General features: G+C 63.9%; 9 protein-coding genes. 3 read left to right on the top strand and 6 right to left on the bottom strand.

Annotated features, from left to right (window positions below):
* Window positions 1-284 precede the first annotated feature (284 nt).
* The 3 genes from preA to FJ424_RS33000 form a co-directional block, all read right to left on the bottom strand.
* Window positions 285-1,598, bottom strand: coding sequence for an NAD-dependent dihydropyrimidine dehydrogenase subunit PreA (gene preA / locus FJ424_RS32990; protein ID WP_140659938.1), 1,314 nt, complete (start codon window positions 1,596-1,598; stop codon window positions 285-287).
* Window positions 1,599-1,600: 2 nt separating this feature from the next.
* Window positions 1,601-2,965 (bottom strand): NAD(P)-dependent oxidoreductase, encoded by a 1,365-nt coding sequence (locus FJ424_RS32995; protein WP_140659939.1) that lies wholly within the window; start codon window positions 2,963-2,965, stop codon window positions 1,601-1,603.
* A gap of 112 nt (window positions 2,966-3,077) precedes the next feature.
* Window positions 3,078-3,812, bottom strand: a complete 735-nt coding sequence (locus FJ424_RS33000; protein ID WP_140659940.1) for a gamma-glutamylcyclotransferase — start codon at window positions 3,810-3,812, stop codon at window positions 3,078-3,080.
* Between the two features lie 267 nt (window positions 3,813-4,079).
* On the opposite strand from FJ424_RS33000, the gene FJ424_RS33005 reads away from it, so the two are divergent.
* Window positions 4,080-4,856: a VOC family protein gene (locus FJ424_RS33005; protein ID WP_140659941.1), complete on the top strand. Its 777-nt coding sequence runs from the start codon at window positions 4,080-4,082 to the stop codon at window positions 4,854-4,856.
* Between the two features lie 30 nt (window positions 4,857-4,886).
* Here FJ424_RS33005 and FJ424_RS33010 read toward each other — a convergent pair whose 3' ends face one another.
* Window positions 4,887-5,375 carry a hypothetical protein gene (locus FJ424_RS33010; protein WP_140659945.1) on the bottom strand — a complete coding sequence of 163 codons (489 nt, stop codon included), beginning with the start codon at window positions 5,373-5,375 and terminating at the stop codon, window positions 4,887-4,889.
* Between the two features lie 197 nt (window positions 5,376-5,572).
* Here FJ424_RS33010 and FJ424_RS33015 point away from each other — a divergent pair, with 197 nt between their 5' ends.
* The gene (locus FJ424_RS33015; RefSeq protein ID WP_140659942.1) at window positions 5,573-5,962 is read left to right on the top strand and encodes a DoxX family protein; all 390 of its coding nucleotides are present in this window, start codon (window positions 5,573-5,575) and stop codon (window positions 5,960-5,962) included.
* A 107-nt stretch (window positions 5,963-6,069) separates the two neighbouring features.
* Here the strand turns inward: FJ424_RS33015 and FJ424_RS33020 are convergent, their stop codons facing one another.
* Together FJ424_RS33020 and FJ424_RS33025 are read right to left on the bottom strand one after the other, a co-directional pair.
* Window positions 6,070-8,496, bottom strand: coding sequence for an FAD-dependent oxidoreductase (locus tag FJ424_RS33020; protein ID WP_140659943.1), 2,427 nt, complete (start codon window positions 8,494-8,496; stop codon window positions 6,070-6,072).
* 64 nt (window positions 8,497-8,560) lie between these two features.
* Entirely contained in the window at window positions 8,561-10,099 is a 1,539-nt protein-coding gene (locus FJ424_RS33025; RefSeq protein ID WP_140659944.1) for a trimethylamine methyltransferase family protein, read from the bottom strand.
* Between the two features lie 211 nt (window positions 10,100-10,310).
* Here FJ424_RS33025 and FJ424_RS33030 point away from each other — a divergent pair, with 211 nt between their 5' ends.
* Window positions 10,311-10,901, top strand: a complete 591-nt coding sequence (locus FJ424_RS33030; RefSeq protein ID WP_140647617.1) for a hypothetical protein — start codon at window positions 10,311-10,313, stop codon at window positions 10,899-10,901.
* Window positions 10,902-11,095: the final 194 nt, after the last annotated feature.

Raw genomic sequence — 11,095 nt, forward strand, 5'->3', positions numbered from 1 at the left:
CTTTCCTCTACCCCGTCGATCGGGGGAGAGGTGGCTCGGCGAAGCCGAGACGGAGTGGGGGTCGACCAGCGCTGCATAAGACAATGCATGCGCCAAGCAGCCAAGCACGCTATCGCCAAAAGCCAGCCGCTTGGAAATGTGGCACGCCGTAGCCGCAAACGAGGCGCAAGGAATGGCAACAGGCAATCAGGGGCCTCGGCGGTGTCCAGCCGTCCCGAAGACCCCTCTCCGTCCCGGCTTCGCCGGGCCACCTCTCCCCACTGCGTGGGGCGAGGAACCCAAGCTTATTCCGCCGCCACCTTGGCCATCGGATTGTTGGGGTGCGTCGTCCAGTTGGCGTAGATCGGGGACACCGGCTTGCCGGTGCGCTGGTCCATCGCGCCGGCCGCCAGCGGCTCCATGGTGATGCAGCCCTCGACCGGGCAGACATTGACGCAGAGGTTGCAGCCGACGCATTCGGCCTCGATCACCTCGAAATGCCTGGCGCCGTCGACCATGCTGGTGATCGCCTGGTGCGAGGTGTCCTCGCAGGCGATATGGCAGCGGCCGCATTTGATGCAGGCGTCCTGGTCGATATGCGCCTTGGCGACATAGTTGAGGTTGAGATACTGCCAGTCGGTGACGTTGGGCGTTGCGCGGCCGATGATGTCGGAGAGCGAGGCATGACCCTTCTCGTCCATCCAGTTCTCCAGCCCGGCGATCATCTCCTGCACGATCTTGAAGCCGTAGGTCATGGCCGCGGTGCAGACCTGCACATTGCCGGCGCCGAGCGCCATGAATTCAGCGGCATCACGCCAGGTGGTGATGCCGCCGATGCCCGAGATCGGCAGGCCATGCGTTTCGGGATCGCGCGCGATCTCGGCCACCATGTTCATGGCGATCGGCTTCACCGCCGGACCGCAATAGCCGCCATGCGAGCCCTTGCCGTCGATGGTCGGCTGCGGGGCGAAACTGTCGAGATCGACGCCGGTGATCGAGTTGATGGTGTTGATCAGCGACACCGCGTCCGTGCCGCCGGCAAGTGCCGCTCGCGCGGGCTTGCGCACATCGGTGATATTGGGCGTCAGCTTGGTGATGACCGGCATACGGGTATTCTGCTTGCACCAGCGCACCACCATCTCGATGTATTCGGGCACCTGGCCGACGGCCGCGCCCATGCCGCGTTCCGACATGCCATGCGGGCAGCCGAAATTGAGCTCGATGCCGTCGGCTTCCGTGTCCTCGACCACCGGCAGGATTGCCTTCCAGGCATCCTCGACGCAGGGAACCATCAGCGAGACGACGACTGCGCGGTCGGGCCAGTCCTTCTTGACCTGCTTGATCTCGCGCAAATTGACCTGCAGGTCGCGGTCGGTGATCAGCTCGATATTGTTCAGGCCGAGCAGGCGGCGGTCGGCGCCCCAGATCGCGCCGTAGCGCGGGCCGTTGACGTTGACGACCGGCGGGCCCTCCTCGCCCAGCGTCTTCCACACCACGCCGCCCCAGCCGGCTTGGAAGGCGCGGATGACATTGTAGGCCTTGTCCGTCGGCGGCGCCGAGGCCAGCCAGAACGGATTGGGCGACTTGATGCCGACGAAATTGTTGCGGATGTCTGCCATGCTCATGCCCTCCCGTTAGAGGTCAGTGCCCGGTGGATGCTCTCGGCGGCGTCGCGCCCTTGCGCCACCGCCGAGACCGTCAGGTCGTCGCCGCCGAAGATGCAATCGCCGCCGGCCCAGACTTTCGCGAGCGAAGTGCGGCCTTCCGCATCGACCCTGATGCGTCCGCCTTCGAGGTCGATCTGCTCGCCGCTGCCGTTGAGATGCGCCGGCACGAAGCTCTGGCCGATCGCCTTGAACACCTGGTCGGCGACAAGCGTGAGCCGTTCGCCGGTGCCGGCGAGCTTGTCGCCGCTGATCGCGGTGTATTCGAGCTCGATCGCGGAAACCTTGCCGTTCTCGGCAAGGACGCGCTTCGGCTGCAGCCAGTGACGGATGGTGACGCCGTTGGCGGCGGCCAGGTCCTGTTCGAAGCCGGACGCGTTCATGTGCTCCTGGCCGCGCCGATAGCAGACCGTCACCTCTTCCGCGCCGAGCAGCTTCGACTGCACCGCGGCATCGATCGCCGTCATGCCGCCGCCGATGACGACGACGCGTCGGCCGACCGGCAGGCTGGAAAGGTCGCTCGTCTGGCGCAGTTCCGAGATGAATTCCACCGCATTGGTGACGCCATCGGCATCCTCGCCATCGGCGCGCAGCGCATTGACCCCGCCGAGCCCGAGCCCAAGGAACACCGCGTCGTAGTTACGCATCAGGTCGGCAAGCTGGAAGTCGCGGCCGAGCGCCTTGCCGTTCTGGATATCGATGCCGCCGATCGCCGTGACATAGTCGACCTCGGCCTGGGCGAAATCGTCGACGCTCTTATAGGCGGCGATGCCATATTCGTTGAGGCCGCCGGCCTTCGGCCGCGCCTCCAGGATCGTCACCTCATGGCCATGACGGGCGAGGCGATGCGCTGCCGCCAGCCCGGCCGGCCCGGCACCGACCACGGCGATGCTCTTCCCGGTCGGCTCGGCGCGCTTGTAGAACTGCTTGTCCTCGCTCATGGCGACGTCGGTGGCGTAGCGCTGCAGCCGGCCGATCTGCACAGGCTTGCCCTCCGCCACCTCGCGCACGCAGACCTCTTCGCACAGCGTCTCGGTCGGGCAGACGCGGGCGCACATGCCGCCAAGGATGTTCTGGTCGAAGATCGTCTTGGCCGAGCCCAGCGGATTGCCGGTCGCGATCTGGCGGATGAACAGCGGGATGTCGATCGAAGTCGGACACGCGTTCATGCACGGCGCGTCGTAGCAGAAATAGCAGCGATCGGATTCGACCAGCGCCTCATGATGATCGAGCGGCGGATGCAGGTCGGAAAAATTGTCGGCATATTGCTCGGAAGACAGCCGGCCGCCGGCAATGCCTTCGATGAAATGACCAGTCGCCATTCCAGCTCCCCTTGTTGTCGTTTTGGGAAGGCTAGCACGTTTTATTTTTTTATCAATTGGTCAATTTTCGGCCAAGCCACTGTAATGGCTGAGTAAAACATGACAAATTAAATCATGTTATAGCCAGCTCGGTAACCTCTGCTATGGCATGGCTTGTGACCTTGTGGCCATGGATCGACCGGATCTCGTCCGCCACCAGTTCCTGCAGCCGCCACAGATTGCGGTCATGGATGCCGAATGTCTCAAGGTGGCTGACGGTGTTGTAGAGATATTCGGCGCCCGAACCGACATGGCCGCACGCGCGAGCCAATATCTTTGCTACGCTCTCCAGCGGCTGCCCGAGAGACGTCCCCCTGCCGGTGACGCCGACCCAGAAACCGAGCGCCCTGAGCGATCCTTGCACGGTGCGCACTGGGACCCATCGCACCGAACTGACGGCTTCGTGATCGTCGATCTCGCGTCGCAACAGCCTTTCGATCTGGGCTGCCTTGTCACCGTCCGGCAGGCGGTAGATCACGCCATCGCAGCGCCCGCCGCGTTCGAGCGCCATCATCAGTCCGGGCTGCTCGGCGCTGCCTCTCCAGCGCACGAGATCCAGGCAGAAGGAGCGATGCCAGCCATGGGCCGAGGCGCGCAACTGCTCGACGGACTCGAAGGCCGGTTTCCAGATCAGCGAGCCATAGGCGAACACCCAGAGCGGACCTTCATCGGCCTCGCCGGCAAGACGCGTGGCGAGCGTCCGGAAATCATCGTCGCTTAGCTGTGCCCAATCCCCGCTGGGGCCAGGGTCGACCTCCTCCCGATGGCACAGAGCGACAAGTTCCGGCGTCAGTGACATGTGGCGCATGGATCGAAACCCCTCATCGGCAACAAGCAAAGTCGAAAACCCCATGGCGCGCAAGATTGCGAATCCTAAAGCATCACGCAGGAACGGATCGGAGCGAGGCGCGCTTTGATGCATGTCGTCGTCGCAAAACCGCTGCGCGCCCTAGGCGATATGCGCTAGTGCCTTGCCATCCTCGAATTCCGGCCCAGATGTCGGATTTCTGTCGCCAGGATCGTCCTAGGATGGATCGAACCGCGATCGCTGCCTGAACCGGTGAGGAGACCGACGATGCCGAAATCCCCGCAACCTTTCTTCTGGTACGAACTGATGACCACCGACCTCGACGCCGCCGAGGCTTTTTATACCGCCGTTGTCGGCTGGCGGGCCGAGCCCTTCGACAAGGCGCCTGGCATGCCGCGCTACATCGTGATGAATTCCAGCGTGCGCGGCGTCGGCGGGCTGATGACGATGCCGGAAGAACCCGCCAAGATGGGTATGCCGCCGGCCTGGGTGGGCTATATCTACACCAAGGACGTCGACGCCTCGACGCAAGCGCTCAAGGACGCCGGCGGTGCGGTGCACCGCGCGCCGGACGACATTCCGGGCGTCGGCCGCTTCGCCGTCGTTGCCGACCCGCAAGGCGCCGCCTTCATGTTCCTTCAGCCCAATCAGCCTGAACAGCCGCCGGTGCCGGCGACCACACCCGGCCATGTTGGCTGGCACGAGCTCTACACCTCGGACTGGAAAGCCGCCTTCGACTTCTATTCCAGCCAGTTCGGCTGGGAGAGCGCCGGCCAGTTGGACATGGGTGAGATGGGCATCTACCAGACCTTCGGCGCCGGCCCCGAATCCGGCGGCGGCATCATGAACAAGCCGCCGCAGATCCCGGTTCCCGTCTGGCAGTTCTATTTCAACGTCGACGCCATCGACGCCGCCGCCAAGCGCGTCACCGACAATGGCGGCAAGGTCATCATGGGACCGATGGACGTGCCGAGCGGCCAGTGGATCATCCAGTGCCAGGACCCGCAAGGCGCGCATTTCGCGCTGCTGGCGTCGACGCGTTAGCAGCGCGTGCTTGGATGGGCTGATGCCGGATCACTCCGGCGTCAGCACAGCCACCTTCAGATCGGCCTTTTTTGCGCCGCTGATCTGGATGATCGCCGCGCCGCCGGCGAGCTTGAAGCGCACGCTCTTGCGGATGCCCGGGCAGGTCTTGACGCCGCTGAAAGCCGCCGATTTTACGGTCTTGCCGTCCTGCACGACATCGATCCAGGCCTCGTCGGACAGGCTGAGCTGCAACTCGCCATCAGGCGGCACTGCCACGCTGGCCGTCGCGCCGAACGTGCCGGCTTCCGGTGCGCGTTCCGGCGGCACTTCAAAGCTGACCGTGTCGACGGCCTCGAGCGAGAAATCCACCGCTTGCCCGACTGTCAGGGAGGTGCCGGACTGGGCGGCCGGCGCCGCTGGGAACAAGGCCTGCTCGCGCGCAACCGGCCATTTGAAGGCATCGCAGCCCCCGTCAGCGGCCGCGGCGAAGCTGGTGCCTGCAAGGATTGCGAATAGGCTGATGAGGATTTTTTTCATGGCAAAGCGGACCCGTATGGTTTGATGTCTCGGCATATCAATACAACCATAGGGATAAATATGCAACCATTGCGAGAACATTTATGGGGAGGTGAAACCATTTTCACTCACCGATTGTTGATGGTGGGGCCGTGGGAAGTGAGTGGTCCATTGCCGGGTGATAATTTATGGCCGGGCGGGGTAAAATGGAGTTTTAGATGAAGCTTTTTGAAAGCCTTGCCCGGTACCGGCCGCAGGCGCTGGGCGTGCTACGCATCATGACCGCGTTGCAGTTCATCGAACATGGCTCGCAGAAGCTGTTCAACTTCCCGGTCAGCGCTCAGCCGCACGCCCTCACCGGGCTGACGACGGCGGCCGGCATTCTCGAATTCGCTGGCGGCATCCTGCTGGCGCTCGGGCTCTTCACCCGCCCGGTCGCCTTCCTCCTGGCTGGCGAAATGGCCATCGCCTATTTCATGGCGCACTTCCCGCGCGACTTCTTCCCCGTAAACAACGGCGGCGACTTGGCGATCTCCTTCTGCTTCATCTTCCTCTATTTTATATTCGCCGGCCCAGGCGCCTTCGCGCTGGACAACCGTCGCGGCTGACAAAGCATGCACCGCCAGTGCATGTCGCCCAAAAGTGCTCAGCCGTTTTGGGATGACGGCATGCACAAAGCCAAGAATCTGAAGCGCATCGGCGAAGCCGTAGCGCTTCAGGCGCGCATCCGTTCGAAATTGGCGTCGAACAGCGGCGCCGCCTGGATGCGCGCCGCATGGCGCTTGCCGAGGATCTCGATCTCGAACCCGTCCGGTCTGTCGGCGATCTCCTTGGGCACAAAGCCCAAGGCGACCGACTTCCTCGAATTATGCGCATAGCCGCCGGACGTGACCCAGCCGAGCACGACGCCGTCATGCCAGATCGCCTCGTCGCCGATGACGTCGGCATCGGTGGCGTCGACAATGAAGCTGCGCAGCCGAAGCTTGCCGCCCCCTTTGCGCTCGGCGAGCGCCGCTGCCTTGCCGATGAAATCGGCATCCTTGCCATAGGCGACGAAACGGTCGAGCCCGGCCTCAAGCGGCCCGTAGATCGGCCGGTATTCGCGCGCCCATGAGCCGTAGTTCTTCTCCAGCCTGAGCGCATTGAGCGCCCTCGAGCCGAACAGGCCGATCGAAAATTCCTCGCCCGCCGCCAGCAGCGCCTGGAAGGCGGCGCGCTGATATTCGGGCGCCACCCAGATCTCGTAGCCGAGATCGCCGGTATAGCTGACGCGCCCGACCAGGCACGGCGCCATGCCGATATCCATCCGCGCCACCGCCATGAACGGGAATGCGGCATTGGAGACGTCGGCGCGGCTGGCTTTCGCCAGCACCTCCCGCGCTTTCGGTCCGGCGATGGCGAGGCCGGTGAGTTTCTGCCCCAGCGCCTCGATGTATACCGAGCCGTCCTTGGGCAGATGCGCCTCGAACCAGCGCATGTGGTATTGCTCGGCGACGCCGGAGCCGGCGATGAACCATTCGCCGTCGCCAACGTTGGCGAGCGTGAAGTCGCCGATCAGCTTGCCGTCTTGCTTCAGCATCGGCGCCAGCGTCATGCGGCCGGGCTTCGGCAATTTGCAGGCAAGCACACGGTCGAGCCAGGCTGAGGCGCCCTCGCCCGTCACCTTGTATTTGGCGAAGTTCGAGATCTCCGACAGGCCGACGCCGCCGCGCACCGCCGCCACTTCATTGGCGACATGGGCGAAATCGTTGGACCGCCGCCATGAGAACTCATCCTTGACGCCCGCGGGCGCATACCACAGCGGCACCTCAAGCCCGAAAGAAACGCCCCATTGCGCGCCTTTGGCCGACAGCAGGTCGTAGACCGGCGTCGTCTTGAGCTGGCGCCCGGCCGGCAATTCCTCATTGGGGAAACGGATCGAGAAGCGGCGCGAGTAATTCTCGCGCACTTTGGCGTTGGTGTAGGCCATCGTCGCCCAGTCGCCGTAGCGGGCGACATCCATCGCCCAGATGTCGGCGCCGGGATCGCCCTCGATCATCCAGTTGGAGAGCGCGAGACCGACGCCGCCGCCTTGGCTGAAGCCGGCCATGACGCCGCAGGCGACCCAGAAGCCCGGCAGGCCGCGCACCGGGCCGACCAGCGGATTGCCGTCGGGCGCGAAAGTGAATGGGCCGTTGATGATCTGCTTGATGCCGGTCTTCTGGAAGGCCGGGAAGTGGCGGAAGCCGACTTCCAGCGACGGCGCGATGCGGTCGATGTCCGGTTCCAGCAGCTCATGGCCGAAATTCCAAGGCGTGGTGAACTCCGACCACACCTTGTTGGCCTTCTCATAGGTGCCCATCAGCATGCCGCCGCGCTCCTGGCGCAGGTAAAGCTCGCCGTCGAAGTCGACGGCATGGATGATCTCGGTGCCGGTCTTCTTGTTCCAATCCGCGACCTCCGGCATGTCCTCGGTGATCAGGTACATGTGCTCCATCGCGAGCACCGGCAGCTCGAGCCCAACCATGCGGCCGACCTCGCGCGCCCACAGCCCTCCGGCATTGACGACATGCTCGGTCACCACCTCGCCCTTGTTGGTGATGACGCGCCACAACCCGTCGGGCCGGCGCACGATGTCCTCGACCTTGGTGAAGCGCTCGACCTCGGCGCCCAGTTTGCGCGCGGCCTTGGCATAGGCGTGGGTCACGCCAGACGGATCGAGGTGGCCGTCCTCCTTGTTGCGCACGGCGCCAACGAACTGGCTGGGATCGATCAGCGGCATCAATTCCGCGGCTTCCTTCGCGGAAATGACTTCGAGATCGATGCCGAGATAGCGGCCCTTCGACACGACACCGCGCAACCAGTCGAGCCGCGCCTCGGTTGCCGCCAGAAGCACGCCGCCCGTCAGGTGCACGCCCGTCGCCTGTCCCGAAAGCTCCTCGATCTCCTTGTAGAGCGAGATCGTGTATTTCTGCAGCTTGGCGACGTTGGGGTCGCCGTTGATGGTGTGCATGCCGCCCGCCGCATGCCAGGTCGAGCCCGAGGTCAGCTCATCGCGTTCGAGAAGCACGACATCGGTCCAGCCATGGCGGGCAAGATGGAACAGCACCGAGCATCCGACGACACCACCGCCGATGACCACGACCTTTGCATGCGACTTCATGGGGTTTTCTCGTTGGTTCAGTGAGTTGAGAGATTGAAATGAATCAGGATGGGAAGCTGTTCCATCACGGTTCGCCCTGCCCGATCGCTTCCTTGCGGCGCGCCATATAGGCTTCGAGCGCTTCGCGCACGGCGGGGTCCATGGCCGGCTGGACATAGTCCTCCAGCGCTTTCTTCCACAGCCGCGTCGCGCGCGCCGTCGTGTCGAGCGCGCCAGCCTCCTGCCAGGCCTCGTAATTCTGCCAGTTGGAAAGCATCGGCTGGTAGAAGGCGGTGGCGTAGCGCTCCAGCGTGTGCGGCTCGCCGAAGAAATGGCCGCCGGTCGGCACCGCGCCCAGCGCGTCCACGGCAAGCTCCGCCTCGTCGACCACGATCGGCCGCAGGAACTCCATCATGTGCTGCATCATCTCGACATCGATGATGAGCTTTTCGAACGAAGCCGTCAGCCCGCCCTCCTGCCAACCGGCGGCGTGATAGACGAGATTGCCGTGACCGAGCACCGCGCCCCACAAGGCCATCAGCGTCTCATAAGCGCCCTGCGCGTCCGCCGCGTTCGAGGCCGAGCCCGGCGTCGTGCGATAGGGCAATCCATAGCGCCGCGCCAATTGCCCTGATGCGATATTGGCCTTGGTGTTTTCCGGCGTGCCGAAGGCGGGCGCGCCAGACTTCATGTCGACATTGGAGGTGAAGGCGCCATACATCACCGGCGCGCCGGGCCGCACCAGCTGCGTGAGCACGATGCCGAACAGCGCTTCGGCATTCTGCTGCGCCAGCGCGCCGGCCAGCGTCACCGGGCTCATCGCGCCCATCAGCGTGAACGGCGTCACCGCCACCGACTGGCCGTATTCGGCCATGGTCATCAGCCCTTCCGCCATCATCTCGTCGAAGCGGCGCGGCGAGTTGACCGAAATGATGGTGTTGACGCCGGGATCGTCGCGCATCTCATCAAGCGTCAGCCCGCGCGCGATCGCCATCATCTCGATGCCGTCGAGCGCCCTGCCCCGGCCGATCGCCGAGACGTGGAAAGATTTGTCGGTCAGCGTCAGGTTGGCGAAATAGGTGTCCATATGCCTTGTGTTCGACGGCAGCTCGATCGGCGCGCAGACCTGATTGCCCAGCATGTGGATGCAGTTGAAATGCTGCGCCAGCCGCACGAGGTCCGAATAGTCGGCAAGGTTGCCGGCGCGGCGGCCGCGCTCCATGTCATGCACATTGGGCGGCCCCGCCACCAGCGTGAAGTTGATCGTGCTGCCGCCGAGATGGATGGCGTGGTCCGGGTTTCGGGGCGTCAACGTGTAGGCCGGACGCGTCGACTTCAGCGCCGCCTCGACCATGCCGCGATCGACGCGCACATTCATCGAGCCGTGATCGACCTTGGCGCCGGCGCGCTCGAACAGCGACAGCGCCCGCGCGCTCATCACCTCGATGCCGAAATTCTCCAATATATGCATCGACGCCTGGTGGATGGCCTCGATCTGGTCGGCCGACAGCAGCGCCATGGGCGGATAGGGATTCTCCACCCGCCGCCGCGGCAGTTGTGGAATGGCCGCGGGGCCACGGTTGCTGGTGCGCTCGGCGCCGCGCTTGCGTCTTGGTTCGCTCATGCGCGCATCAGAGCGCCGGCATCAGATGCGAGCTGTCAGGAATTCGCCATTTGCCGGCGTGATTTTAGCCAAGGCGGCATTTTTCAAAGACAATGAAGAAAATAACGACGCCGATGGTCGTAATATCGACACTCGGCTTTTTCGTGCCTCCGCATCCGCGTTAAGGAACCGCGCAAGACTCCTTTTATGATTTCGGCCTATTCGTCTTCCAATGCGTAGGTCGAGTTTTAGTAAAATTGTCGCTGTCTCCGTGCTGCTGGCGCTTTCGGCCTGCGCGACAGCGCCCAGCCACATCAACAATGTCTGTGCCGTCTTCGACCAGAATGACGGCTGGTTCGACAACTGGCAGTCGGCCGCCGAACGGACCGAGCAGAAATACGGCATTCCCGTCCCCGTGCTGATGGCGACCGTGCGCAAGGAATCCGGCTTCAAGAGCAACGCCCGCCCGCCGCGCACCAAGCTGCTCGGCTTCATCCCGTGGACCCATGTCTCGAGCGCCACCGGCTACTCGCAGGCGCTCGACGGCACCTGGTCGCAATATCAAAGCGAGACCGGCAACTGGGCGGCGCGCCGCACGCGCTTTGCCGACGCCATCGACTTCGTCGGCTGGTACCACTCCAAGACCGCCGGCACCTTCGGCGTCGCCCGCAACGACACCTACAATCTCTATCTGGCCTACTATCTCGGCTGGACCGCCTATGGCCGCGGCAATCGCGGCGACGCCGGCGTTCAAGGCTACGCGCGCGCCACCGACCAGATGGCCCGCGATTACGCCGCGCAGATGCGGCAGTGCGGCAGTTAACGCTTCGTCTGGGCCTAAAGCGCGTCGCGCTGAAGCGGATTCAGGCGACGCGCTTTAGGCCTTTGTTTTCATGCATGTCGCTGTCGCAAAACCGCTGCACACTTTTGCGCGATATGCATTAAGGCCTGTTGATATTCAGGATTCCACATCGGGCTTGATCATGATTCAAGCTTCGGATGGAACGATTCGTGCTG

This window comes from Mesorhizobium sp. B3-1-8 (assembly GCF_006439495.1).
Lineage (GTDB): Bacteria > Pseudomonadota > Alphaproteobacteria > Rhizobiales > Rhizobiaceae > Mesorhizobium.

What these genes read in the sequence shown, in the direction of transcription:
- FJ424_RS33030 (WP_140647617.1), top strand. Translation starts at nt 10,311, where the DNA reads ATGCGTAGGTCGAGTTTTAGTAAAATTGTCGCTGTCTCCGTGCTGCTG.
- FJ424_RS33020 (WP_140659943.1), bottom strand. Translation starts at nt 8,496, where the DNA reads ATGAAGTCGCATGCAAAGGTCGTGGTCATCGGCGGTGGTGTCGTCGGA.
- FJ424_RS33010 (WP_140659945.1), bottom strand. Translation starts at nt 5,375, where the DNA reads ATGAAAAAAATCCTCATCAGCCTATTCGCAATCCTTGCAGGCACCAGC.
- FJ424_RS32995 (WP_140659939.1), bottom strand. Translation starts at nt 2,965, where the DNA reads ATGGCGACTGGTCATTTCATCGAAGGCATTGCCGGCGGCCGGCTGTCT.
- FJ424_RS33005 (WP_140659941.1), top strand. Translation starts at nt 4,080, where the DNA reads ATGCCGAAATCCCCGCAACCTTTCTTCTGGTACGAACTGATGACCACC.
- FJ424_RS33025 (WP_140659944.1), bottom strand. Translation starts at nt 10,099, where the DNA reads ATGAGCGAACCAAGACGCAAGCGCGGCGCCGAGCGCACCAGCAACCGT.
- FJ424_RS33000 (WP_140659940.1), bottom strand. Translation starts at nt 3,812, where the DNA reads ATGCGCCACATGTCACTGACGCCGGAACTTGTCGCTCTGTGCCATCGG.
- preA (WP_140659938.1), bottom strand. Translation starts at nt 1,598, where the DNA reads ATGGCAGACATCCGCAACAATTTCGTCGGCATCAAGTCGCCCAATCCG.
- FJ424_RS33015 (WP_140659942.1), top strand. Translation starts at nt 5,573, where the DNA reads ATGAAGCTTTTTGAAAGCCTTGCCCGGTACCGGCCGCAGGCGCTGGGC.